At 37.7% G+C, this 25,479-nt stretch carries 28 protein-coding genes and 1 other RNA gene; 10 read left to right on the top strand and 19 right to left on the bottom strand.

Features of this window, described 5'->3' with window-relative positions; translation table 11 throughout:
- Positions 1-50 precede the first annotated feature (50 nt).
- The 3 genes from rnpB to IGL49_RS04495 form a co-directional block, all read right to left on the bottom strand.
- An RNA gene (rnpB, locus tag IGL49_RS04505) (RNase P RNA component class B) lies at positions 51-419 on the bottom strand.
- A gap of 108 nt (positions 420-527) precedes the next feature.
- Positions 528-938 (bottom strand): cell division regulator GpsB, encoded by a 411-nt coding sequence (gene gpsB / locus IGL49_RS04500; RefSeq protein ID WP_104854327.1) that lies wholly within the window; start codon positions 936-938, stop codon positions 528-530.
- A gap of 93 nt (positions 939-1,031) precedes the next feature.
- The gene (locus tag IGL49_RS04495; protein WP_104854326.1) at positions 1,032-1,574 is read right to left on the bottom strand and encodes a DUF1273 domain-containing protein; all 543 of its coding nucleotides are present in this window, start codon (positions 1,572-1,574) and stop codon (positions 1,032-1,034) included.
- A 62-nt stretch (positions 1,575-1,636) separates the two neighbouring features.
- Between IGL49_RS04495 and recU the strand changes: the two genes are divergently transcribed.
- Both recU and IGL49_RS04485 read left to right on the top strand, forming a co-directional pair.
- Entirely contained in the window at positions 1,637-2,254 is a 618-nt protein-coding gene (gene recU, locus IGL49_RS04490) for a Holliday junction resolvase RecU (protein WP_002388848.1), read from the top strand.
- A 41-nt stretch (positions 2,255-2,295) separates the two neighbouring features.
- Positions 2,296-4,635, top strand: a complete 2,340-nt coding sequence (locus IGL49_RS04485; protein ID WP_104854325.1) for a PBP1A family penicillin-binding protein — start codon at positions 2,296-2,298, stop codon at positions 4,633-4,635.
- 83 nt (positions 4,636-4,718) lie between these two features.
- On the opposite strand, the gene IGL49_RS04480 is transcribed toward IGL49_RS04485, so the two are convergent.
- From IGL49_RS04480 to IGL49_RS04470, 3 genes are all read right to left on the bottom strand, one after another.
- Positions 4,719-6,329 carry a CTP synthase gene (locus IGL49_RS04480; protein ID WP_002357995.1) on the bottom strand — a complete coding sequence of 537 codons (1,611 nt, stop codon included), beginning with the start codon at positions 6,327-6,329 and terminating at the stop codon, positions 4,719-4,721.
- A gap of 307 nt (positions 6,330-6,636) precedes the next feature.
- The gene (rpoE, locus tag IGL49_RS04475) at positions 6,637-7,254 is read right to left on the bottom strand and encodes a DNA-directed RNA polymerase subunit delta (protein WP_002357996.1); all 618 of its coding nucleotides are present in this window, start codon (positions 7,252-7,254) and stop codon (positions 6,637-6,639) included.
- A gap of 76 nt (positions 7,255-7,330) precedes the next feature.
- Positions 7,331-7,768 carry a DUF1934 domain-containing protein gene (locus IGL49_RS04470; RefSeq protein WP_002382132.1) on the bottom strand — a complete coding sequence of 146 codons (438 nt, stop codon included), beginning with the start codon at positions 7,766-7,768 and terminating at the stop codon, positions 7,331-7,333.
- 295 nt (positions 7,769-8,063) lie between these two features.
- Between IGL49_RS04470 and IGL49_RS04465 the strand changes: the two genes are divergently transcribed.
- Genes IGL49_RS04465 through yidA form a run of 3 tightly spaced genes read left to right on the top strand, consistent with a single transcriptional unit; the run spans position 8,064 to position 11,113 of the window.
- On the top strand, positions 8,064-8,915 hold the full coding sequence (locus IGL49_RS04465; protein ID WP_104854324.1) for a lipoate--protein ligase family protein: 852 nt from the start codon (positions 8,064-8,066) through the stop codon (positions 8,913-8,915).
- The gene (locus IGL49_RS04460; RefSeq protein WP_104854323.1) at positions 8,912-10,282 is read left to right on the top strand and encodes a dNTPase; all 1,371 of its coding nucleotides are present in this window, start codon (positions 8,912-8,914) and stop codon (positions 10,280-10,282) included. Before IGL49_RS04465 ends, IGL49_RS04460 begins: the two co-directional genes overlap by 4 nt.
- A gap of 18 nt (positions 10,283-10,300) precedes the next feature.
- Positions 10,301-11,113, top strand: coding sequence for a sugar-phosphatase (gene yidA, locus IGL49_RS04455; protein ID WP_104854322.1), 813 nt, complete (start codon positions 10,301-10,303; stop codon positions 11,111-11,113).
- Positions 11,114-11,179: 66 nt separating this feature from the next.
- Here yidA and IGL49_RS04450 read toward each other — a convergent pair whose 3' ends face one another.
- On the bottom strand, positions 11,180-11,623 hold the full coding sequence (locus IGL49_RS04450) for an NUDIX hydrolase (protein ID WP_104854321.1): 444 nt from the start codon (positions 11,621-11,623) through the stop codon (positions 11,180-11,182).
- Between the two features lie 148 nt (positions 11,624-11,771).
- On the opposite strand from IGL49_RS04450, the gene gloA reads away from it, so the two are divergent.
- Positions 11,772-12,146, top strand: coding sequence for a lactoylglutathione lyase (gene gloA, locus IGL49_RS04445; RefSeq protein WP_002358003.1), 375 nt, complete (start codon positions 11,772-11,774; stop codon positions 12,144-12,146).
- Positions 12,147-12,281: 135 nt separating this feature from the next.
- A complete protein-coding gene (locus IGL49_RS04440) occupies positions 12,282-13,004 on the top strand; it encodes a gamma-glutamyl-gamma-aminobutyrate hydrolase family protein (protein ID WP_104854320.1) in 723 nt (240 codons plus the stop codon).
- A 50-nt stretch (positions 13,005-13,054) separates the two neighbouring features.
- On the opposite strand, the gene IGL49_RS04435 is transcribed toward IGL49_RS04440, so the two are convergent.
- Both IGL49_RS04435 and IGL49_RS04430 read right to left on the bottom strand, forming a co-directional pair.
- The gene (locus tag IGL49_RS04435; protein WP_002393437.1) at positions 13,055-13,927 is read right to left on the bottom strand and encodes an aldo/keto reductase; all 873 of its coding nucleotides are present in this window, start codon (positions 13,925-13,927) and stop codon (positions 13,055-13,057) included.
- A 28-nt stretch (positions 13,928-13,955) separates the two neighbouring features.
- Complete coding sequence (locus IGL49_RS04430) at positions 13,956-14,318, bottom strand: hypothetical protein (RefSeq protein WP_162782428.1); 363 nt, start codon at positions 14,316-14,318, stop codon at positions 13,956-13,958.
- A gap of 168 nt (positions 14,319-14,486) precedes the next feature.
- Here IGL49_RS04430 and IGL49_RS04425 point away from each other — a divergent pair, with 168 nt between their 5' ends.
- Positions 14,487-15,407 (top strand): mechanosensitive ion channel family protein, encoded by a 921-nt coding sequence (locus IGL49_RS04425; RefSeq protein WP_002382128.1) that lies wholly within the window; start codon positions 14,487-14,489, stop codon positions 15,405-15,407.
- Positions 15,408-15,607: 200 nt separating this feature from the next.
- Positions 15,608-16,063, top strand: coding sequence for an IS200/IS605 family transposase (gene tnpA, locus IGL49_RS04420; RefSeq protein WP_002411089.1), 456 nt, complete (start codon positions 15,608-15,610; stop codon positions 16,061-16,063).
- Positions 16,064-16,169: 106 nt separating this feature from the next.
- On the opposite strand, the gene IGL49_RS04415 is transcribed toward tnpA, so the two are convergent.
- The 10 genes from IGL49_RS04415 to ulaG all read right to left on the bottom strand — a co-directional run bounded on the left by IGL49_RS04415 (position 16,170) and on the right by ulaG (position 24,492).
- Positions 16,170-17,354: an N-acetyldiaminopimelate deacetylase gene (locus tag IGL49_RS04415; protein ID WP_104854318.1), complete on the bottom strand. Its 1,185-nt coding sequence runs from the start codon at positions 17,352-17,354 to the stop codon at positions 16,170-16,172.
- A gap of 36 nt (positions 17,355-17,390) precedes the next feature.
- On the bottom strand, positions 17,391-18,092 hold the full coding sequence (dapD, locus tag IGL49_RS04410; RefSeq protein ID WP_104854317.1) for a 2,3,4,5-tetrahydropyridine-2,6-dicarboxylate N-acetyltransferase: 702 nt from the start codon (positions 18,090-18,092) through the stop codon (positions 17,391-17,393).
- A gap of 80 nt (positions 18,093-18,172) precedes the next feature.
- Positions 18,173-18,661: a cyclic-di-AMP-binding protein CbpB gene (cbpB, locus tag IGL49_RS04405; RefSeq protein WP_002382126.1), complete on the bottom strand. Its 489-nt coding sequence runs from the start codon at positions 18,659-18,661 to the stop codon at positions 18,173-18,175.
- 256 nt (positions 18,662-18,917) lie between these two features.
- Positions 18,918-19,628 (bottom strand): L-ribulose-5-phosphate 4-epimerase, encoded by a 711-nt coding sequence (locus IGL49_RS04400; RefSeq protein ID WP_104854316.1) that lies wholly within the window; start codon positions 19,626-19,628, stop codon positions 18,918-18,920.
- The gene (locus tag IGL49_RS04395; RefSeq protein WP_104854315.1) at positions 19,618-20,478 is read right to left on the bottom strand and encodes an L-ribulose-5-phosphate 3-epimerase; all 861 of its coding nucleotides are present in this window, start codon (positions 20,476-20,478) and stop codon (positions 19,618-19,620) included. The genes IGL49_RS04400 and IGL49_RS04395 overlap by 11 nt, the downstream gene beginning before the upstream one ends.
- Positions 20,479-20,482: 4 nt before the next feature.
- Positions 20,483-21,121, bottom strand: coding sequence for a 3-keto-L-gulonate-6-phosphate decarboxylase UlaD (locus IGL49_RS04390; protein WP_104854314.1), 639 nt, complete (start codon positions 21,119-21,121; stop codon positions 20,483-20,485).
- Positions 21,122-21,134: 13 nt separating this feature from the next.
- A complete protein-coding gene (locus IGL49_RS04385) occupies positions 21,135-21,434 on the bottom strand; it encodes a PTS sugar transporter subunit IIB (RefSeq protein WP_002358018.1) in 300 nt (99 codons plus the stop codon).
- A 14-nt stretch (positions 21,435-21,448) separates the two neighbouring features.
- Positions 21,449-22,936 carry a PTS ascorbate transporter subunit IIC gene (locus IGL49_RS04380; RefSeq protein WP_002366460.1) on the bottom strand — a complete coding sequence of 496 codons (1,488 nt, stop codon included), beginning with the start codon at positions 22,934-22,936 and terminating at the stop codon, positions 21,449-21,451.
- A gap of 12 nt (positions 22,937-22,948) precedes the next feature.
- Positions 22,949-23,407: a PTS sugar transporter subunit IIA gene (locus IGL49_RS04375; protein ID WP_104854313.1), complete on the bottom strand. Its 459-nt coding sequence runs from the start codon at positions 23,405-23,407 to the stop codon at positions 22,949-22,951.
- A gap of 17 nt (positions 23,408-23,424) precedes the next feature.
- Complete coding sequence (gene ulaG / locus IGL49_RS04370) at positions 23,425-24,492, bottom strand: L-ascorbate 6-phosphate lactonase (protein WP_104854312.1); 1,068 nt, start codon at positions 24,490-24,492, stop codon at positions 23,425-23,427.
- Between the two features lie 193 nt (positions 24,493-24,685).
- Here ulaG and IGL49_RS04365 point away from each other — a divergent pair, with 193 nt between their 5' ends.
- Positions 24,686-25,450 (top strand): DeoR/GlpR family DNA-binding transcription regulator, encoded by a 765-nt coding sequence (locus IGL49_RS04365; protein WP_002382117.1) that lies wholly within the window; start codon positions 24,686-24,688, stop codon positions 25,448-25,450.
- The last annotated feature ends 29 nt before the right edge of the window (positions 25,451-25,479 follow it).

Here is a 25,479-nt window from a genome sequence, read left to right as displayed (position 1 = left end):
AAAAAGCCTTCACAACTACGTTGGAAGGTCTTCCTGAATTACTTGTAATTTTCTATAAGCCATGTTCTGTATCACCAATTCTTCAGGAAAAATTGGTGACGGTCATCATCTATCTGCAGAGTAAACTCTGCCTCTTCTACTCGTTCATTTCCTTTAGAAGAGCGCCCCTACCATTGTTTGGGTTGCTCGCTCGAGGGGTTTACCGCGTTCCACCGATGAAGTTTCCCACATCGCTTCGTCACTGTGGCACTTTCAAGGATACTTTGACATAGTCGAAACCTTAGTCATTTTTCCTGCCGTTACTCTAAAAGAGTACCTTAGCTTATGATTTCGCTAAGCACGAACACTACAAGCATCTCAGCTTGTGCGAGCATGGACTTTCCTCAGCTTGCATAAGCAAACCGCGATCACCCGAAAATTACAAATCTGTTTAGACGAACAGCAAAAATTTACACACTACAACAAGTATCCGCTAGTCTAACAAATGCTTTCTGTTCCTCGTGAAAACTTGACTTTAAATTGTCTTGTTAAAATTGACGTGTTTGTGCATTATCAACATCATGGTTCACTGGTTCTGCAGTCATTGACGGTGCAGAAGGCGTTACAGGTGTTGAAGGTGTTTCATCTAACTTTTTACCAAAAACTTCACGCTCTAAGTTTGATAAACGTTTTAAAATATCAAAGTTGGTCACTGCTGCACTTTTTGGTACTTCTTGAGCAACACGAGGCGTTGGTTGGGCTTTTGATAATTGGTCTAATTTTGCCATTAAGCGGCTGTTTTCTTCTTGCAAGCTTAATAATTCTTTATTATAAGCTTCGTAGTCTTTAATGACATTGTCTAAAAATTCGTCTACTTCAATTGGGTCATACCCGTTCATCATTTTCGTTTTAAATTCTTTTTGTAAAATGTCTTTAGGACTATATACTAAATTTGCCATGTTTACACCTCATTTGTTTATTTACGATAGAAAATTTCATAGTTCCACAAATACTATTGTAACGAAAAATAGCTAGAAAATCAAACAGATTCTCTAATCAATCACCGAGTTTTGTAAATCATCCATTGTAATTAAGCGAATATCATAGGGTTCTCGTTCCGAAAAATGTTGTGCGTCTTTTAAAAAATACTCCGTTTTACCAGGGTACTCTTTGTCATAAATAAGTAAACTACCTCCAGAATGTTCCAAAAGAAATTTCGTATGCATTTTTAATTGTGCTGGCGATTGATAGGGCTGGTGACTTACTGAGTTGATATAATCAGCCAAACCTTCCGCTTTCGTTAACAATTCTCGATTTTGTTCATTCCAATTATTGCCAAAGTCTTTAAATGGATAAAGCAAACCTAGCTGAACTTCTGGATACTCCGTTTTTAATTCACCGACTACTTCAGCCGTCCAAAGTTCAACACCTAAATTGCCAGAAATCAAAATCCATTCTACTCCCGCTTCAATATAACTGGCTAACTCTTTTTTTAAGACATTTTTAATAACTGAGATTTTCGGGTCTTTTCCTTGAAATATCCCCAATTCAAAGCTGCGATAACCGGTGACATAGAGGGTTTTTATCATTTCCATAAGTCATCCCTTTTCTTTCAAGTCTTTTTTTTGGTATAATACAGGCTAGGAGTGTGATAAACGTGACGTTCCATTATCCTAACGGAATACCTTATAATCATCATGAAGCACAATCACCAAAAAAACAAGTAAAAAAGAAACGCCCCGTTGAATTTGGTAATCGCGGGATGGATTTCGAAGAAGCGATCAATCAAAGCAATCAATATTATCTATTGAATAAGCAAGCAGTCGTTCATAAGAAACCCACTCCTGTTCAAATTGTTAAAGTAGATTATCCCAAACGAAGTGCGGCTGTTATTAAGGAGGCCTACTTTAGACAAGCTTCAACGACAGATTATAACGGTGTATATCAAGGCCGTTACATAGATTTTGAAGCGAAAGAAACGAAAAATACCACGTCCTTTCCCTTTAAAAATTTTCATCAACATCAAATTGATCATATGGAACAATGTATAGCACAACAAGGGATTTGTTTTGTGCTATTATGGTTTTCAAGCTTAAAACGCTGCTTCTTTTTTAGTGGTGAAAATCTAATAACGCATTGGAAAAACCAAGCAGTTACTGGAAAAAAATCTATGCCGCTTGCACTGATCGAGAAAGAAGGAATTGAGTTATCTTTTGGAATCGCACCGCGAATCCCTTATCTCGACGCAGTGGAACAATATATTCAGACACACTAGATTCATAAAGTTTTGAAAGTATAACAAAGGAGTTGCTATTTATGCCAACCGCAAATTCAGGCTCGCGAGCTGCTAGACATGCATCCAACACCTCATCGAAGTCGATTTACAAGAAAAAGACACAACCGCCGAAAAAGAAAAAACGGCTTGTTTTAAAAATCTTTCTTGGCTTACTTATCGCTGGGATGGTCGCTTTTATAGCAGGCGTTGGTCTTTTTTGGTTCTATGCACGACAAGCCCCGAAATTAGAAGATGACAAACTGAATGCGACAGTTTCATCGAAGCTTTACGATATTAATAATGAAATTTTTGAGGATTTGGGCGCAGAAAAACGTGAATTAATTCAACCAAATGATGTGCCTCAATTATTAAAAGATGCCATTGTTTCTGTCGAAGACCGTCGTTTCTATAAACACATTGGTGTGGATCCGATTCGGATTATCGGTTCTGCTCTTTCAAATGTCAAAAATGGTGGATTACAAGGCGGAAGTACCTTAACCCAACAATTAATTAAATTGTCTTACTTCTCTACAAAAGAATCTGACCAAACCTTGAAACGGAAAGCACAAGAAGCATGGATGGCAGTTCGTTTAGAACGTGAAAAATCAAAAGAAGAAATTTTAACTTACTACATTAACAAAGTCTACATGGCGAATGGTTTCTATGGAATGGAAACAGCGGCTGAAAATTATTATGGTAAACATTTATCTGAACTTGATTTACCACAAACGGCCCTACTGGCAGGTATGCCGCAAGCGCCAAACTCATATGATCCCTATACAAAACCAGATACTGCTAAGGAACGTCGGGATGTCGTACTCTACACAATGTACGACAATAAAAAAATCTCGAAAGCAGAGTACGAAAAAGCTAAAGCTACCCCGATTAATGAAGGCTTAGTTCCATTAAAAGCCAGTGATGACAATCGAAAAGTCGTAGATAATTACGTCAAAGAAGTAATCAATGAAGTGAAAGCAAAAACTGGTAAAAATGTTTACACAGACGGACTAGATATCTACACAAACTTAGATATGAATGCCCAAAAACAACTTTACGATATTGTCAACAGTGATCAATACGTTGCGTTTCCAGATGATAAAATGCAAGTGGCTTCAACCGTTATTGATGTTGCCTCTGGACAGGTCCGAGCACAAATTGGTGGTCGTCACATTCCTGATGATGTGCAATTAGGAAACAATTTAGCTGTTAACACCCAACGTGATGTTGGTTCAACCGTGAAACCAATCATGGATTATGGTCCCGCAATTGAGAATTTAAATTATTCGACGGGTCGCCTAATGGTGGATAAGCCAACGAAATATCCTGGTACCGACATTGATGTCTTCAACTCTGATTTAACATATCAAGGCGTCATTACTATGCGCCGTGCGATTATGGGTTCTCGTAACACAACAGCGGTCCAGACATTTGATGAAGTTGGTAAAGAAAACATCATGCCGTTCATTAAAGGACTAGGAATTGACTATAAAAACTTAGAAGCCTCGAACGCCATTTCAAGTAACACAAGCGATGTAGATGGCAATAAATACGGGATCTCCTCATTAAAGTTAGCAGCAGCTTATGCGGCTTTCGCCAATAACGGGATTTACAACAAACCGTATTACGTAAACAAAGTCGTTTTCAATGATGGAACTAGCGTTGATTATCAACCTGATGGCAAACGTGCGATGAAAGACTCTACCGCCTATATGATGACGGATATGTTAAAAGATGTTTTAAACGGCGGAACAGGATTTAACGGCGCCATTCCAGGCTTAATCCAAGCGGCCAAAACAGGGACTTCTAACTATACTGATGAAGATTTAGCGCGAATGGGCACAACAGAAAAAGGAATTGCTCCTGATAGTACCTTTGTCGGTTATACAACGCACTATGCCGTTTCCGTTTGGACTGGATACAATGATCGAAATACACCAATCTATCAAGAATACTATGGGATTGCTTCGGATGTTTATCGTGAAATAATGAGTTACTTATCTCAAAACGTTTCAAACGATGACTGGGTACAGCCAGACAGTGTTGTGCGAGTAGGAAATGAACTATACGTGAAAGATGCCTACGAGGTACCAAATGTACAAGTTTTACCAAGTGCTACCTCTTCAGCACCACAGCCAGAATCTAGCAGTACTGTGGAGTCCTCTTCCACAAAAGAAGCGGAAAGTTCCTCAAGTTCTAGTTCAGAAAGTGTCCCTTCTTCTTCATCGGAAGCACCACAATCAACAGAACAGCCAGCAAGCTCTTCCTCAGCAGAGCAACCAGCAACATCGGAACAACCACCTGCACCATCAAGTTCAAGTACACAAGAACCACCACAACCACCTGAAAGTAGTTCTAAACCAGATGAAAATAAGGCAGCATAAAAAGCACGGGGCTCATCATGAGCCCCGTACTTTTTTAGAGCAAAAATGGACGAAGCGAACTGAATCGCTTCGTCCATTTTTGATTATTTACTTTCTTTATTTGCCAAAGCTGCACCAACAAACCCTTTGATTAAGCGTTGTGGACGATTTGGACGAGAAATTAATTCTGGGTGGAATTGACAAGCCACAAAGAATTGTTTTTCAGGGATTTCAACAATCTCAACTAAACGATTATCTGGTGAAACCCCAGAGAAAACTAAGCCATTTTCTTCAAATAGTTGACGGTATTTGTTGTTGAATTCATAACGATGACGGTGACGTTCTTGGACAACATCTTCATTTCCGTAAGCTGCCGCAGTTTTCGTCCCTTTTTTCAATTTACATGGATATAAACCTAAACGTAGTGTGCCACCTAAATTCTCGATATTTTCTTGATCTGCCATTAAATCAATAATGTTATTTGTCACGTCAGGATTAGTTTCTGCAGAACCAGCATCTTCTAAGCCCACAACGTTACGACCAAATTCTACACAGGCCATTTGCATACCTAAACAAATGCCAAGGAATGGTACGTCATTTTCACGAGCAAAACGAATTGCTTCAATTTTCCCTTCAATTCCGCGATCACCAAAACCACCAGGAACCAAAATACCATCTGCTGAACCAATTCTTTCAGCGACATTTTCAGCAGTTAATTCTTGTGAATCAACCCAATCAATTTCGATATCTGAATCAAAATCAAACCCAGCATGTTTTAATGCTTCTACAACAGAAATATAGGCATCTGGTAATTCAACATATTTACCAACCAGCGCAATTTTTGTTTTCTTTTTCAAGTTAAGAACTTTTTCTTCTAATGCACGCCACTCAGTCATGTCTGCAGCCGGTGCATCCAATTTTAAATGATCACAAACAATTTGATCCATGTTTTGTGCTTGAAGTGCTAATGGAATGGAGTACAATGTTTCAACATCACGAGATTCAATTACCGCTTCCGGATTAACATCACAGAATTGTGCTAATTTGTTTTTAGTGTTTTGAGAAACAGGTAATTCCGTACGGACCACTAAAATATTTGGTTGAATCCCTAAACTTCTTAATTCTTTAACACTATGTTGCGTTGGTTTAGTTTTCATTTCGCCAGCTGCTTTTAAGTAAGGAATCAAGGTTGTATGGATGTACATTACGTTGTCACTACCCATATCAGCTTTCATTTGACGCAATGCTTCTAGGAAAGGTAATGATTCGATGTCACCTACAGTCCCACCTACTTCTGTGATAATCACATCGGCATCTGTCATTTTCGCTGCGCGCATGATTTTTTCTTTGATTTCATTGGTAATGTGTGGAATAACTTGCACTGTTGCACCTAAGTATTCCCCTTTACGTTCTTTACGTAAGACTTCTGAATAAATTTTCCCAGTAGTTACGTTTGAGTATTTATTTAAGTTAATATCAATAAAACGTTCATAGTGACCTAAGTCCAAATCTGTTTCGGCACCATCATCTGTGACAAAAACCTCTCCATGTTGGTAAGGACTCATTGTCCCCGGATCCACATTAATATATGGATCGAATTTTTGAATCGTTACTTTTAATCCACGATTTTTTAATAATCGTCCTAAAGATGCTGCGACAATCCCTTTTCCGATAGAAGAAACCACGCCACCTGTAACAAAGATGTATTTTGTCATAATAGTTAAAAACCCTTTCTTTGATAATATTTTGTAGAGAGAAGTAAAACAACTTTGAAACTCTTACGTTTCTCCAAATAAAAAAGAAACAAAAATAGAAAAGCTCCCTATCCATTACGAATAGGGAGCTTGTAAGTTCGTTCAAACTTCTGACCTTCTTAAAGGTGCCCAAGTAGTATAATACAAGCAAACGGACATCAGGTCAAGTACTTCTATTCAAGAAAATAATTTTTTCTATTTTCTCATTTTACTTGAGTGTTCAACTAAAAAGCTTGACTCCTTCTTAGGAATCAAGCTTTTTGGGTTCTTACTCTTCAGAATATTCGTCATCAAAATCGTCTTCATCTTCAACATCATCGTCATCAATGATCGTTAAATCTTCTTCAATTTGCGGAATGTCTTCTTCATCATCATCTGAATCTGCACCAATCTCTTGTAAGTCAGAGTTGTATGCTTTGATTTCTTCATCTTCATCTTCTTCATCATCGTACAAGATGTCTTCTTCATCATCATTTGTTAATTCAGCATCTTCTGGATCGTCATCGTTATAGTCAATTACATCTTCATCGTTTGGATTAGTGATGAAGGCATTTACTTTTTTACGTTTTCTACGACGTGGTGCATCTTCTTCGTCTTCTTCCAAGCCATGTGTAACTTCTTCATCGATTGAATCGATTGGATACCATGAACGTAAGCCCCAACGATTGTCTCCTAATGAGATAAAGCTACCGTCGATGTTTAAATCTGTATAAAATTGTGCTAATTGGTCACGAATTTCACTATCAGACTTGCCAAGATAATTTTGGATTTGGTTAACTAAATCAGAAAAATCCATTACATCTGCATGTTGTTCTAAAATAGCGTGTGCTACTTCAATCATGGATAATTCTTTTTTGTTTAACCCTTCAAATACATTAATTTCCAAGAGGTACACGTCCTTTCACAGTCTACTCCTTATCATACAAAAACATTGAAAAAAAATCAATTCTATTCTGCAATATTTATGCAGTAAATTCTAATTCTAAATGATATTCTCCGATTCGCTCTGTTTGAGAGTATAAATCATAATCAACTAAAATCTTACCAGACATCGGTTGGTCTTTTAAACTAACACGCAAATTATGTGTAAACGTACTAATTTGTAGCAAGCCATACGGAGTTCGATAACTTGTATCTAATTTTTCCTGATAGCCAAATCTTAAACGCATCCGCAATTCGCCGGCACGAATCAACTGAACATGCCCGTCTGGTTCAATTTTAATGGTTACGGGGGTTGGTTCTGTATCCTCTAATAATTCTTCTTTGTAACGAATGTATAATGTATCACCCATTTTTACTAATTGACCTTCTAAGTCAAAGAAAAAATCTTTTTGTTCGTTGCCTTGTTGGACAATCGTTTTTAGTTGAATCGATACAGGAACGCCTGTTGATAAATCCATAATGGTCACTCCTTTTCCAAAATATAACTTTCTTATTGTTGACTTTTTCAGTGTGTTTGTCAACTAAAGTCAATTCTCCCTTGCTTATGTACCTTTTCTTATTGTATAAGCTCTTTTCACGGGTTGCAAGCATTTGTTTCATCTATTTAATAAGAAAACCGTTTACTATTTTAGAGAATTCCTTCAGAATTCGTTTATATAACATGCTTTTTTACGTTTTTTGTATATAATATAAGAGAGAGTAAGAAAATAAACGTATTAAATGACGTAATTATAAATAGACAGGACGTTTTTTATGAGCACAACTTTTCCCCTTCAAACCGAATCATTTATACTCCTTGATTCAGGTTGTTTAACAAACAGTGACTATTTTTTACCTTTTGCCTTGACCGATGTTTTAACCACATTTTCAGGAATGCAGCACCAACCAATCATTCATTTTTGGCAATTGGATCAAGCAATGATTCTTGGCATGAAAGATACCCGTGTACCACATCTAAAAGAAGGAATCACTTCTCTGCAAGAAAACGATTATTCTGTAGTCGTTCGCAATGCCGGCGGTTTAGGGGTGATTGCTGATTCGGGTATTTTAAATGTTTCACTTATTTTACCAAATAATTCTGAACACAAATTAAGTATCGATGCGGCTTATGAATTAATGTGGGCTTGGCTCCGTCAGAGTTTTCCGGAGAAAGAGATTGACGCCTTTGAAATTACTACATCCTATTGTCCCGGTACTTATGATTTAAGTATTGGCGGTCAAAAGTTTGCTGGGATTGCCCAACGACGCGTCAAAGACGGCATTGCTGTCATGATTTACATTAGCGTTAACGGCAATCAACTTGCTCGTGGAGAAGTGGTTCGAGACTTTTACCTTGCTGGTTTACAAGAACAATTTGGTGAAAATGGCTATCCACCCGTTGATCCAGCAGTGATGGCAAATTTAGAAACCCTGATTGAGACTCCATTAACAATAGACGCCGTAAAAACCCGTTTAATTGAGACGTTATCTCAACAATTTGAAAAATCTATTGATCCAAACTTAACCGAACCAATCATAACCTCAGAATGGTTCCAAACAAATTTAACTGTCCAGCTTGAAAAAATGGCGCAACGAAACGCCTTAATTAAAGGAGAGATCGTATGACGATTCCGTATAAAGAGCAACGATTACCAATCGAAAAAGTTTTTCGTGATCCCGTCCATAATTATATTCATGTTCAACATCAAGTGATTTTAGACCTTATTAATTCTGCGGAAGTGCAACGATTACGTCGCATTAAGCAACTAGGCACTTCTTCTTTTACGTTTCACGGTGCCGAACATAGTCGTTTTTCCCATTCTTTGGGTGTTTACGAAATTACACGTCGGATTTGCGAGATTTTCCAACGTAACTACTCTGTGGAACGATTAGGTGAAAACGGTTGGAATGACGACGAGCGTCTGATTACACTTTGCGCAGCCTTATTACATGATGTCGGTCATGGTCCTTATTCACATACTTTCGAGCATATTTTTGATACAAACCATGAAGCAATCACGGTCCAAATCATCACCTCACCAGAAACGGAAGTCTATCAAATTTTAAATCGTGTTTCGGCAGATTTTCCTGAAAAAGTCGCCAGCGTTATTACTAAACAATACCCAAATCCTCAAGTGGTTCAAATGATTTCTAGTCAAATTGATGCCGATCGCATGGACTATCTGCTGCGTGATGCTTACTTTACAGGGACCGAATATGGAACTTTCGATTTAACTAGAATCCTACGTGTGATTCGACCGTACAAAGGAGGCATTGCCTTTGCTATGAATGGAATGCATGCGGTGGAAGACTATATCGTTAGTCGTTATCAAATGTATGTCCAAGTCTATTTCCACCCTGTTTCTCGCGGGATGGAAGTGATTCTTGATCATTTATTGCATCGGGCGAAAGAATTATTTGAAAACCCTGAATTTGACTATGATTTACAAGCGTCTTTGCTTGTGCCATTCTTTAAAGGAGACTTCACATTACAAGAATATTTAAAATTAGATGATGGCGTCCTCTCTACGTACTTTACACAATGGATGGATGTGCCTGATTCAATTCTAGGTGATTTAGCCAAACGTTTCCTTATGCGTAAGCCCCTGAAATCAGCCACCTTTACGAATGAAAAAGAGAGCGAAGCGACGATTGCTTATTTAAGGGAATTGATTGAAAAAGTTGGTTTCAACCCTAAATATTATACTGCAATTAATTCAAGCTATGATTTACCTTACGATTTTTATCGTCCAAATAAAGACCGTCATCGTACACAAATTGAATTAATGCAAAAAGATGGCTCATTAGTGGAATTGGCAACGGTCAGCCCCCTAGTTGCAGCACTTGCTGGTCAGAGTCAAGGAGATGAACGTTTCTATTTCCCTAAAGAAATGCTTGACCAAGGAAATAAAAAACATTACGATTTATTTGATGAAACGTATCGTGAGTTTTCAAGCTACATTCATAATGGTGCGTTAGTTTTAAAAAAATAGGTTTTCTAGGAGGATTCTATGTCAATTCAGTTAGTTGCTATTGATATCGACGGAACATTACTAAATTCACAACACAAGATTACCCCACGAGTCAAAGAAGCGCTCCAAAAAGCAAATGATCAAGGCGTTCGTATTGTTTTATGTACAGGCCGTCCTTTGCCAGGCGTGAAAGAACAATTGGATGAATTAGCGTTATACGGTGAAAATGATTTCGTGATTACCTACAACGGTTCACTTGTCCAAGCAACCAAAGATAATACGATTATTTCACGCTATACCTTGAGTTATGAGGATTTTTTAGAAATTGAAATGTATTCTCGTAAAGTCGGCGCTCACTTGCATACAATTGATGATTCTGCTATTTACACTGCCAATCGTAACATTGGTAAATATACGATTCACGAAGCATCTTTAGTGAACATGCCTTTGAAATATCGTACGGTGGATGAAATGACACCAGAAATGAACATTATTAAAATGATGATGATTGATGAGCCGGAAGTTTTAGATTCTGCCATTGCAAAATTACCATTACATTTTACCGAAAAATATACGACTGTTAAAAGTACGCCTTTTTACTATGAAATTATGAATAAAAATGCTAGCAAAGGTAATGCTCTAGCAAAATTAGCAGACCACTTAGGCTTAAATAAAGACGAAGTGATGGCCATTGGTGACAATGAAAATGACTTATCCATGATTGATTACGCTGGGATTGGTGTTGCGATGGGCAATGCGACAGATAATGTTAAAACAATTGCCGATGTGCATACCACTAGTAATGACGAAGATGGTGTCGCTCAAATTATTGAAAAAATGGTTTTAATTTAAACGTTCTTTTCAATAACAATAACCCTCAATCTAATCAACATAGATTGAGGGTTATTCGTTATTTTATTATGATGCCGCTAGCCATTTTTCAACGGCCCAGCGGTGGCTTCCTCTTTTTAATAAACGGACTGCTTCTTCTGGTGCAACCCAATGTAAAGTATTGGTCCTTTCTAAGGGTTCGCTGAGTTGCCGCCACGTATTAGCTACATAAAAATATCCAGGGTTATAATAGGCAGTTTGTCGATGGTTCGAATAAAAATATTCATCGGCTTCCCCTAAATAATGGCCAATTTCTACACTAATTCCTAATTCTTCTAGCACTTCTCGATGGATTGCTTCTTCTTTCGTTTCGGTGCCTTCAATTTCGCCTCCTGGTAAAAAATAAGCTCCATTTGGCGCTTGTACCAGAACCATTGTGTTATTTTCTGGTTTTGAAACAATAATGTATGCGGCATATCTTGTTTGATAGGTCAATGTCTCTTCTATTTTTCCAAATGTTGGCGATTTCATTGGCGCACCTCTTCTCTTTTCATCTATTTTACCTGAGAAATTCCTTTAGAACAAGTCAGAAACCAAGCGTTTTTCTCTACATTTCACGTTTATCTATGCTACTATTAACATTGGAAATATAATTAAGTTTGAAAGGGAGTTTTTAACTATGAAAATGGCTCATACATGTGTGCGTGTAAAAGATTTAGAGGCATCATTAGATTTCTATCAAAAAGCCTTCAATTTTGAAGAAAGTCGCCGTCGTGATTTTCCAGAAAATAAATTTACTTTGGTTTATTTAACTTTACCAGGAGACGACTACGAACTAGAACTAACTTATAATTATGATCATGAAGCATACGATTTAGGAAACGGTTATGGCCATATCGCCATCAGTACAGATGATTTAGAAGGATTACACGAAAAACATCAAGCGGCTGGCTTAACTGTCACTGACTTAAAAGGCTTACCTGGAACTGCACCATCTTATTACTTTGTTGTCGACCCAGATGGTTATAAAATCGAAGTCATTCGCGAACGTTAAAAAGTTTCACTTACTGAGATTTTTGTGTTTGAGAGCTGTCCAAGACAAAAGTTTGTCTCGACTTCTTCTCAAACACTTTTTTCAAAAAAAGTGCTACAATAGAACGTATGAATTTATTGAGGATGTGATGTTATTATGACAAAAAAAATTATTGGAATCGCTGGCAATCAACTATTGCAGGCAGCTGAAGTGTTTCACGGCAATCAAGTGACTTACACCCCACAAGGTTTTGTCAGCGCTGTTCAAGCCGCAGGTGGCGTTCCTCTGGTTTTGCCAATTGGCTCCCAAGAATTAGCCGCTACGTATATTCAACAAATTGATAAACTACTTTTAGCAGGCGGCCAAGATGTTGCCCCTGAATTTTACGGACAAGAACCCCATATAAAATTAGAAGAAACGAATCGTCATCGTGACGCGTTTGAGTTAGCCCTAATTGAAGAAGCCTTAAAACAAAACAAACCTATTTTTGCGGTTTGCCGTGGAATGCAATTAGTCAATGTTGCTCTAGGTGGCACATTATATCAAGATTTATCGATGTATCCTCAATGGTCGGTTAAGCATGGACAACAACCCACTCAACCAATCTTTGCAACGCATCGTATTGATATTGAACCAGACAGTCAATTATCAAACATATATGGTACAACTGGTCAAGTCAACTCGTACCATCACCAAGCACTACATACTTTAGGAAAAGATTTACGCGTTACTGCTTGGTCCTCTGATGGCCTTGCAGAAGCAGTGGAATCAACAAATGAACAGCAGCCTTTATTAGCTGTTCAATGGCATCCTGAACTAATGTACGCACGTGATGCCAAATCCCAAGCACTCTTTAACTACTTTGTTCAAAAATTATAGTAAAAACGGAGGGACGTCTTTCGCCCCTCCGTTTTTACTTGCTATCATACTTAAAAATCAAAATTATCTGGATCTGCACCAAAACGATGATCCTTATTTAACTGATTAATTGCGGTTATTTCTTCTGGTGTTAATTCAAAATCAAAGACAGCAAAATTTTCCTGAATTCTTTTTTCATGAACAGATTTAGGAATCACGATAATATCATTTTGTAAGTGCCAACGAATAATCACTTGGGCCGCTGATTTGCCATATTTTTCACCAATTTTCACTAGTACTGGCTCAGACAATAAATTACCTTGTCCGAGAGGAGACCAAGCCTCCACGGCAATCTTATTTTCGGCTAAATATTTTCGTAGCGGCTCTTGTGTTAACGTAGGATGTAATTCAATTTGATCCACCATTGGCACAACATTTGCTTCTGTTAATAAATCTTCCAAATGATGTTGATGAAAATTGGAAACACCAATTGCTTTGGCGCGACCACTTGCGTAAATTTCTTCTAACGCTTTCCATGATTCTTTATATTTACCTGCAACAGGCCAGTGAATTAAATATAAATCAACATAGTCTAACCCTAGTTTTTCTAAGCTTTTATCAAACGCTTTAATCGCATTTTCATAGCCTTGATCTTCATTCCATAATTTCGTCGTCACGAAAATTTCTTCGCGGGGAATACCCGATTGACGAATTCCTTCGCCCACCCCTACTTCGTTTTTATAAACGGCTGCCGTATCAATCAAGCGATAACCCGCTTCTAAAGCCCATTTTACTGAATTTGTTGCTTCTGAGCCATCTTCTACACGCCAAACGCCTAAACCCAGGCGTGGCATTTCATTACCGTTTGCTAATTTTTTTGTTTTATCCAAAGTCATGTGTTTCTTCAGTCCCTTCATTTTCATTACTTTTAGTATACTACGCATTCTTCTTTGACGAAACAATCACGACTTGTCAGGTCATTTTCTTTATTTTCAATAAATAACGACGCCAATAAGTCAGCACGCCGATTAGTGCCACAACTACAATTGTCCGACCACTAACGCTTCCAATCCACAGTTTAACTGCAAGTAACCAGATACAAAAAAGATAAACACAAGACCAATTAAAGGAAACTTTCAATGTACATGATTCCGCAATTTCGATTATCTGACTACTAAAAAAACGACTCCCTAATCGTAAAGTAACCGGACTGTGGAAAATGAATGTCCGTCGCTTATCAGCCGTCAAGCGAGTAGCACATCGTTCATCAATAAAAATTGTTACAGGTAATTTAGAAAGTAAATCATTTTTTGCCCATTCAATTGAAACTTTCACGCAGCATTCACAACCTTTAACAAAATTATAAAAGATATTATTTATTTACAAAATTATAACATTCCTAAAAAAACATGTTAAGTCTTAAAAAAACTTTCTATTTTCTTCCCCTTTCGCCGAGAGATTTAGTATACTAAAAGAAGAAATTTTAGAGAAAGTTGGATTTTTATGTTGATACTTGGTTTAGCCAGTACTGAAACAGTCGATTCTTCTGCTCCTGATTTAGCAGAAGCGACCGTAAAAAAAGTGAGCGCGTTGCAACGCTTTTGGAATAATATTAACTGGGATGCAATTGTTGCTACCTTAATCGAAAAAAGTTTATCCATTTTATTTTTAATTTTCCTATTTTTTATTATTCAGCGAATTGGGAAATATTTAATTGATCGCACCTATGCAAATTATAGTAAAAAGCAACATTTTAGTGAAAGCCGTTTAAAAACGTTACACACTTTAATCATCAATGCGTTTCAATATACACTGTTCTTTTTCTTTATCTATTCTCTTTTGACAATTGTCGGGGTGCCTGTTGGTTCATTATTAGCCGGAGCGGGAATTGCCGGAGTTGCCATTGGTTTAGGGGCTCAAGGCTTCATGAATGACTTAATTACCGGATTTTTCATTATTCTGGAACAACAAATGGATGTAGGCGATTATATTCGCTTATTGGCATTAAATATTGAAGGAACTGTTACTTCTGTCGGATTACGAACCACTCAAATCAAAGCAGTTGACGGAACCGTTCATTTTATTCCAAATCGAAACATCACCACAATCAGTAACTTATCTCGTGCCAATATGCAAGTGTTAATTGATGTCCGGATCAATCCTGAAGAAGGCTATGAAAAAATTTGTGAAGTGATTACAGAAGTCAATGAAACGTTAAAAGAAAAGTATATCGAAAGTATCCAAACTGGACCAGATATTTTTGGCATGGTTGATTTAGGCAATGGTAACTTTGCGGTACGAACGACCATGTATGTACTAAACGGCAAACAATTTGCGGTCAAAGAAGAATTTTTAGCCCAATATATCAAAGCATTAACAGAGGCAGGCTTTACGATTCCCAATACGCCCATTATTGCAAAATAAAAAACAGTCACCAGATACTTATTAGTTATCTGGTGGCTGTTTTTCTAATTAATGACTTTAGTCAGTTGAAATCTCTAAAGAGATTTCGACAAAAAAACCACGCGTACTGCGCGTGGAGGTCAGAGCTTTAGCGATAAAAACTCCTTTCGATATAATAGATAAAGGCTACCAACCGTTATCAAATCGAAAGGAGTTTTTGAATGTCGAACGACGATAAAAGTTTAGCACATACTCGTTGGAATTGTAAGTATCATCTTGTGTTTACACCAAAATATAGAAGAAAAGTAATCTATGGTCAATTGAGGCGAGATATAGGGAAAATACTAAGAAAATTGTGTGAGATGAAAGAAGTCGAAATCATTGAAGCGCATGCAATGCCCGACCATATCCATATGTTGGTAAGAATCCCACCGAAGTTGAGTGTATCAGGTTTTATGGGTTTCTTAAAAGGAAGAAGTGCAGTAATCATTCATGAACGTCATGCGAATTTAAAATACAATTATGGAAATCGATCCTTTTGGTCAAAAGGCTATTATGTGAGCACTGTAGGACTGAACCAAAAAACGATAGCAAAGTATATACGAGAACAAGAAGCAGAAGATCGAGTAAGGGATAGTATAAACAAAAGAGAGTATAAAGATCCATTTAGGAAGTAATAGCTAGATAAGAATAGAAAGGTAGCGGTTGGCGGTCTCTAAAAAAAGCTCCCTTAAAGGGAGCAGCAGGTAGCGAGCCCTTCTAGGGCTATTAAAAGGCCACCCGCTATGCGGGTGGATATTTACTGTCCAATGATTTTAAAAAGCCACTAACTGCCTCCACCCCAAACAATAACGCCTCTTCGTTCGGTTCAAACTTGGCAGAATGAAGGCTATAGGAACTTGCCACTCCTAACCAAAACATCGTGCCTGGGACTTTAGACAATAGATAGCCAAAATCTTCACCTGTCATTGCAACCGGCGCTTGTTGAAATTGAACTGTTGCTTGTTTGCTCATGTATTCAATAAAATTCGTGGTACATGCTGGCTCATTCACTACAGGTAAATACCCTTTCTGATCAAGATGAACAGTTACTTCACATTGAAAAGATTGCGCAATACCTTCACTAATTTCGCGAATTCTTCGCTGCGTTTGTTCATTAGTTTCTGCTGTCAATGTGCGAATTGTACCAGATAAAGTTGCTTCTTCGGCAATCACATTGCAGGCAGTCCCTGCATGAAAAGTCCCAAAGGTAACGACTGCTCCGACCACAGGATCAACATTTCGACTAACAATCGTTTGCGCTTGCTGAATTAAATTTGTGGCCGCCAAGACCATATCATTTGCTTGATGCGGAAAAGCCGCATGTCCACCTTTCCCTTTTAAGGTAATGTTCACTTCACAAGTGGCAGCAAACAACGTCCCTACTCTGGTACTAATAGTTCCGACTGGCAAATCAGGATTAACATGAAGCGCATAAAATTCATCAGGTAACCACTCACCAAACGCGTGGTCTTCATACATCAACATTCCCCCTGCTTCATTTTCTTCAGCAGGTTGAAATAAAAATAAAAAGTTATTGTCTGGTTGCTGTTGACTTAATTCTTTCAAAACCCCTAAACCGATTGTCATGTGAAAATCGTGCCCACAGGCATGCATAAACCCTGGTCGTTTTGATTGAAAAGCAGAAACCACTTCCTCTTGAATAGGTAAACCATCAATATCAGCACGCCACCCGATGGTTTTCTGAGGATTTTTACCTTCTATGAAGACTAGAATCCCAGTTTGCCATGTTCGAACTTGCAGATAAGGTTGCTTCATTTTATCGATTTCATTAAGTAAAAAGGCTTGTGTTTCCTTTTCTTCTAAACCGATTTCAGGTATTTGATGTAGTTGCCGTCTAATCGCAATTAATTCTTCTTGCTCCACAAAAGCCACTCCTTCATTTTTGGGGTAATCGAAAGCCGCCATGAAGAAGTTTCTTCATCGCGACTGACTAATTTATTTTTAGAGTTTACGTAATTCTGCTAAAATCTCTGTTTTACTCTTGGTTTTGTCATCAATTTGTTTGATTACTTTTGCTGGCACGCCTGCTACAACGGTATGCGCTGGAACGTCTTCCACAACTACTGCGCCAGCAGCCACAACGGCACCTTCACCAACACGAACTCCTTCTAGTACGACCGCATTCGCTCCGATGACAACCTCGTTTTCAATAACCACAGGTGCGGCACTTGGTGGTTCAATAACGCCAGCTAAAACCGTTCCCGCACCAATATGACAATGTTTTCCTACTGTTGCACGACCACCTAAAACAGCGCCCATATCGATCATGGTCCCTGCGCCAACGACGGCGCCAATATTTAGAATAGCTCCCATCATAATCACTGCTTGATCGCCAATTTCAACTTTTTCGCGAATCAAAGCACCAGGTTCAATCCGGGCATTGATGTCTTTCAGATCAAGAAAAGGAATTGCTGAGTTACGCGCATCATTTTCTACAACATAATCCTCAATTTTTTCTTTGTTTGCTTCTAAAAAAGGTTTTACGTCAGCCCAATCGCCAAACAGTGTCGCAGTTTTACAATTATTAAAGACCTTAATTGTTTCAGGAAACGTGACTTCTTTTAATTGCCCTTTCAGTGTTACTTTAACAGGCGTTTGCTTTTTGGCATCGCCAATATATTGAATAATCTCATATGCGTCCAATCACAGCACTCCTTTACTTCGTGTTATCATACAGAATAACGCATTTATGAGAAAAAAGTAAAGAGTTTCTTGCGTTTTATTTAAATTACTTTCATTTCTTCTTCTGATTTAGGCAGAACAAGATGATGTTTTTCTAACTCATGTGCCATATGATTGACCGCTTTTAAAATTTCTTTGCGTGTAATGATACCTTTAAAGCGTTGATTATCATCAACCACTGGTAAAAAAGAAGCATCTACTAATAAATGTAACACTTCTTCTAAATCCCACGATTCACCAATTACGGGAACATTAACTTCCATTACATCGGCCACAGTAAATTCGTTCAATTTTTCAAAATCCACTGAAGTCAAATCAAACATTTTATCTACAACGTCTGTCAAGCCGATTAAGCCAACAAAGCGATCTCCCTTATCTAACACAGGAATCTTGGAATAGCGAACTTTCGATAAGACTAATGCCGCGTGACTTAACGGATTTAAACACATTACATTGGCGACATTTTCGGCAGGTACTAAAAACGTTTCTTGTTTTTCTAATAATAATTCTTTTACAGCAGTCCCTATCATGATTGGGTTGCCTCCATTTCTAATTCTTTAACACGTAACTTATTGTACCTAATTCTGCGGAAAAAGTCTTGGAATTCGCAAATTCTTCATAACTTAACAAACGAAAATTAACGTTTTGTTCTATTCTCCCCAAAATAAGAGAACGCTTTCTTAAAAAAATAAAAACTTAGTTGTCTCATCACAGACAACTAAGTTTTTATAAAAGACCAATTAATCAGTCAATTATCCTTCTTTTTCACACGTTTCATCACAGCCATCACTGACCATAATAAGCGGAAATCCCGTGTTTTCTAAGATAGTGTTTATCCAATAAAAAATGATCAATTGGTTCAACAGCTGGGTTAATGGTTTCCGTCAAACGTGCCATTGAACAGATTTCATCTAAAATCAAACTGTTTTCAACTGCTTTTTCCGGAGTCATTCCCCAAGTAAATGGGCCATGTCCATAAACTAGCACACCTGGAACTGCTAAAGGATCTAGTTCTTGTTCATGAAATGTTTCAACAATGACTTTGCCAGTCTCTTCTTCATAATTTTCTTTAATTTCACTTTCAGAAAGCGCTCTTGTACAGGGTACAGCGCCATAAAAAGCATCCGCATGTGTTGTACCGTAAGGAGGTAAGGCTCGCCCTGCTTGAGCCCATGTAACACTATTCAGAGAGTGCGTGTGAGCAATCGCTCCAATTTCTGGCATTTTTTGATAGAGATAAAGATGCGTGGGTAAATCAGAAGACGGCTTTAACGCATTGGTTTCCAATTGTTGTCCCTTTAAATCAGTCACTACCATCTGTTCCTTGGTCATTTCTTGATACTCGACGCCGCTTGGTTTAATTACGATAATCCCTAATGACCGATTGATTTCACTAACATTGCCCCACGTTAATTTGACTAAGCCCAGTTTTGGCAAAGCCAGATTCGCTTCATAAACACGTTGTTTCATTGCTTGAATGATTGCTTTATTGTTCATAATAACCCACCTCTGCTAATTTGGGATAGAGATACTGCTGCGCGGCTTGAATTTTTTCTTGAAAATTCAAATCCATTTCATTCCACATTTCAATTAAAAAAGGACCACTATAGTTTAACCGCTTGAGTGTTTTCAATAAGCCTGTAAAATCAACACAGCCTTCTCCAAAAGTAACTTCCCGAAACTTCCCTTCAAATGTGTCTGTTACAGCGAAGGTGTCTTTTAAGTGAATAGCAGCGATTTCAGCAATTCCCTTTTCAAGCTCAACCGCCGGATTATTTTCCGGCCAAGCAGACAAATTACCCAAATCAGGATAAACATGCAAAAAAGGGGATGGAATTTGTTCCTTAATCTCTAGAAATTTTTGTATGCTATTCATAAAAGGATCATCCATAATCTCAACAGCCAGAATGACACCGTATTGTGCAGCTTCCTCAACGCCATTTTTCAGACCTTGAAGAAAAAATTCCCTTGTTTCGGCAGTTTTTTCTTCGTAAAAGACGTCATAGCCAGCTATTTGAATTACCCGTATGTTTAATTGATGGGCCAAATGAATCGCTTGAGATAAAATTTTCCGTCCTTTTTCACGTGTTTCTTTATTTAAAGAGCCTAATGGAAACCGCCGATGACCACTTAAACATAAAGAATGGATAAAAAAATCTTCTTTCACCATTAATTGAGAAAGTTCTTGTAACTGGCTTGGTGTCCAAGTCAATCGTGCTAAACGTTCATCGGATTCATCAATTGACATTTCTAAAAAATCAAACCCTAATTTTTTGGACCATGTTAATCGTTCTGTCCAAGTTAAATTTTGCGGGAGTGCTTTTTCATACAGTCCAATTCGTGCCATTTTATCACTTCCAAATCTGATCGATTTTTTTTTGAAAATCTTTGGCTGCTTGTTCAGGATTTTTCGCTTCGGTAATCCCACGGCCCGCAATAAATGTTGCAACTGCCATTGTTTGAAACAATTCAAGCGTTTCGACAGTTAAACCACCTGTGACGGACACATCAAAGCCTAAGTCAATTAGTTCTTGAACTTTACTCAAATCTTTTTCTCCCCAGCTGCCGCCAGCTAAAAGAGTATCTCTACTTTGATGATAAATCACCTGATTAATCCCTAATTCTCGCCATTGTTGCGCTTGTTGCATTGTCCAATCTCCATATAGTTCTACTTGTAATTCTCGGACTTCTTTTTGAGCTGCAGCCATAGTTGGCAAGGTGGCGCAACAAATGACCGTCATGAAATCAGCGCCTGCTTGTGCGACATTACGAGCAACTGTCCCGCCCGCATCAGCACATTTTGTATCAGCAACAATTGTTTTATTAGGAAACATACGTTTTAAACAACGAATTGCTTTTTGCCCTTCTTGTAAACACAAAATAGTGCCAACTTCGATAATATCGACAATTTCTCCGACTTTCATACAATCTGCTAAAGCGTCTTCTAAGCTATTATGATCTAAAGCGATTTGTAAGTTTGGTCTTTTCATCTTTCTCACCCTTTTATTCAGATTTTTGATAACGATCTGAAGCCATATATTTTTCTTGAATTTCTTTTGCAGACATTACATTTTTAATGCCAATCACTGTGACTCCGCGTTTTTCTGCTTGCTGAAACATTTGTAAAAAATTGACTGGTGTAAAAACAACGTCGTATTGGCTAGCAGAGCTTTTTCCTTCTGAAATGGCGCAATGATGAATTTTTGTAATCGGTACACCTAGTTCTTTCATTGCTTTTTCAACACTCCGCATCATCATGAGACTCGTGCCAGAACCATTGGCACAGGAAACAAGTATTCTCATTTCAAATTCCTCCTTTAATTCTCTTGAAATTTTTTAGCATATTGTTCATAATCATTGACAATCATAAAGTAACCTTCTGGATTTTTCCGATACTGAAGTTGCGGAATTATTAATAACCCAATCACCACCACCGCTACGCCAACATAGCCTAGAACTTTCATAATGATTGTAAATAACGGCCAAGCTGTTGCCCAATCAAACATGCCCAAATAACCGCCATATTGAGATAATCCAATCCATGTAGCAAATAAAGCTGAGCCACCTACTTGGATTAAACCTGAAAGGAAGGGGAATAAACAAGCAGCTTTTACTCCGCCACGATTATTTGCATAAACAGCTATGACAGCGTTATCAAAAAACAATGGGATAAAACCCGCAATAACGATTGTCGGAGACTTTAATAGAATCAGTAAGCCAATCATTAAAAACTGGCCTAATGCGCCAAAGAGAAACCCAATTGTTACTGCGTTGGGCGAGCCAAACCCGAAAGTCGCTGCTACGTCAATCCCAGGAACAGCGCCTGGTAAAATGGTATTTGAAATCCCTTGGAATGACTGCGTCAACTCGTCGACAAAGGTTCTAACGCCTAACTGTAAGATAGCTAAATAGACAGCAAAATTTAATGAAGTGGTCATGATATAAAAGAAGAAACTCTGCCCTTCTTGCATAAATTTAGCTTGAATTAAATAATCTTGTCCCAAAACAAGCAAGATAATGCCAAAGAAAAAGAGCATCAAAATGGACGTAGCAACCATATTTTCATTAAAAATGGATAGAAATCCTGGCAATTCGATATCTTCCAATTTTTTATCGACCTTCTCTGAACGATGTTTCTTTTGATCACGTTTTTTCAACCATTCTGCTAATTTTGCAAAAATAAATATACCAAACATTTGTTGATGGGCTACCGCAAAACCAGCACCTTCTGTTAATTCCTGCGTAATTCCTACCGTTAAATTTGAAGCAACTGCCCAATAACACCCGAGAATTAAGCCCATAAAAATTAGTACTTCGATTCTACCTAAGTTAGGGAAACAAAAGAGTAAAATCCAGAAAGCGGTAGCTGCTTGTTGAATCTGAACATTCCCTGTTGTAAAAACGGCTCTCAATTTTGTATATTTTTGAAAACGAACCAGCAAAATATTCATAATAAATGCGATCAATAACAAAATCATCACATCACCAAAGGTTCGTCCAAAGGTTTTCATCAAGCCTGCATCAACTGCATTTTGCCCGAAATATGGATCGGTAACCATTGCCTGTAAATTAAATCGCTCTTTCAAGCCTACTAGAATAGGGCGAAAATTATTAACCAATCCACCAGAACCAACACTCAAAATAAAATAACCAACTGTCGCTTTCAGAAAACCTGCTAAACATTCATAAAAGGGCCTCCGTAACAAGAGATAACCTAATAACACGATGAAACCAATCAAATATGCTGGCTGTGTTAAAACGTTCGTAGCAAAATAAGTCCAACTATTTAACAAGAACTCCCCCATTGATTTTTCCCCCTATAATTGATATTTCTCCATAACTTCTTTAAAATCCATTGGCGTGTTTGTTTCTAACAAGTCAGCAATCACGCCATCCGTCATCAATAAATCCATCAATTGCTGAATATTTTCAAGATGTTCGGCGGGATTTTGGGCTGCCAATGTAAAAAATAATGTTGCTGTTTTTGCTTCTTGATCGCTAGCAAAAGTGACTGCTTGCTTAAATTTTGTAAAAGAAATGGCCGTTCCAAAAACGCCTGCGCTTTCCTCTGATGAATGTGGCATGGCTACTTCAGGAGCAATGATGATATAAGGTCCAAACGTTTCGACACACTGGGTAATCTCATCGACGTAACTCTGATCGATGATGTGTTTTTGGAGTAAAATCAAACAACTTTCCTGAATCGCCTCTTGCCAACTAACCGGTTCTTTATCAGGGTAATGAATAAGCTCTTGCTCCCAAAAATAAGTTAACATTGTACATCCAGCCTTTCTTACAAGAATGAAGGAAATGGTGTATCATTTTCTTTAACAAAAACATCATCAAAGCCACGATCAAAGTTAAATTCTAAGTTGTCTTTGTCATCTGGATAAACAAATTTGCCACCCACTTGCCAAATATATGGTTTAAATTGATAATGTAAACGATCTTTTTTAAATTTCCAAATTTCCATGATTTCTTTTGGATCCGCCATAAAATTAGACCAAATATCATAATGAACGGGAATGACTACTTTCGCATTCAAAGATTCTGCCATTCTCAACATATCAACAGAAGTAATTTTATCTGTGATACCGCGAGGATTTTCGCCATATGCTCCTAAGCAAACATCAATTGCATATTGATTGCCATGTTTTGCAAACAAGTTAGAATAATGAGAGTCTCCGGCGTGATATACCGTACCACCTGAGGTTTCAAATAGATAATTGACAGCTAGTTCATTCATGTCCTGAGGCATTTTACCTTTAAAGGTATTTTCAGGATCATCAGAAGTAATTAGCGCGGTTCGATCAAAAGCTTCCAAGGCCACCACATTTACATCATTCACTTTTATTTCTTGACCAGGCTCTATAACGCGTGTTTTTTCTGCCGGAACACCCCAACGCTGCCATGTTTTCACTACTTCTTCGGGGCCAATAAATAAAGCCTTAGGACAATTTTGATGAACAGCAGCAGCTGTGTGAATATCCAAATGGTCTGAATGAATATGTGTGACAACTAAAGCATCTACCTCTTTTATTTCAAAAGGATCAATCACAAAAGGTTGTGTTCTTAAATTAGGTTGCATTTTTTGGCAACCACTCATGCGCATCATTTGATGGCCATTTTTCATTAAGCCGTTCCCGTGCGTTTGTTTTCCTGTTCCACACCATAAATCACATAAAATATTCGTGTTCTCATGTGTTTTCAGCCAAATGCCTGTACAACCAAGCCACCAAAGTGCAACCGTTCCTTGAAGCACATTTGTCTGATTAATTTCTTCGTTTAAATAAGTGCCCCATTCCGGAAATGTCGCCTTCAACCAACTTTCTTTTGTAATTTCATGAATCGATTTGCTCATGCTACCACTCCTCTTCTCAAATGATTGTGTTATGCTTTATAAGAAAATCATAGCCGCAAAAAATCACAATGAAAACCCTTTTATATGATTGTTTGCACTTTTAATGATTCTTTTACGTGTTTTGTTTTCCTATGAGTTATACTATTTCATGGAGGACCGTGTCCAAAAAAAAAACTAAAGGAGGTTGTATCACTTGAAAAGTTCCTTAGAAACCATTGAAAAAAGGCAACAAAACATTCTCGCGCTGCTGCAAAAAAACAAACAAATGACTACCTATAAATTAGCAGATGCTTTAAATGTTTCCTTAAGCACAATTCGTCGTGATTTAAATGTCTTAGAAACTAAGAATGACATCATTCGAAAATATGGGTATTGTATTTACAACGACCAAAATCAGAAAGACTTTGATCAATCAGGACCGGAGTTATTAAAACAAGCCATTGCTCGTGTCGCTTGCAGCTATCTAAGTGATTATGATACCGTTTTCATCAATTCAAGTTCCACTGCTTTGAATATTCTCCATTATTTAAAGGCCGATCATCTGACCATCGTAACGAATAATTTAAAAATTGCCACCAAGCCTCATGTTTCTCAATACAATTATATTTTGACCGGAGGCGAATTACGTTTTCCCAAAGAAGTTCTGGTAGGAGATATTGCCATTAACACAATCACCGCAACGCATGCCGATGTTTGCGTAATTGGCTGTAGCGGGGTCAGTTTAGAACATGGAGTCACTACAAAAATTTTCAATGAAGCAAAAATTAATGAGCTTATGATAAAACAAACAACAAAAGTAAAAATTCTGGTCGCAGACCATCGAAAAATCGGCTTGACTTCTAAATTTAAAATTGCTGATATTACCGCTTTTGATTGTTTGATTACGGACAAACATTGCTCATCAACTTTAATTACAGAACTTCGTAAGACCGGCTTAAAGGTTATCCAAGTCGACTAAAAAAAGAGCGTAGGACAAAAATCTCTTTT

The sequence above is a fragment of the Enterococcus sp. DIV1337a genome (assembly GCF_051712285.1).
Lineage (GTDB): Bacteria > Bacillota > Bacilli > Lactobacillales > Enterococcaceae > Enterococcus > Enterococcus faecalis.
Note: the sequence above shows the minus strand (reverse complement) of the source record. Positions and strands in the feature narration are given on the sequence as shown.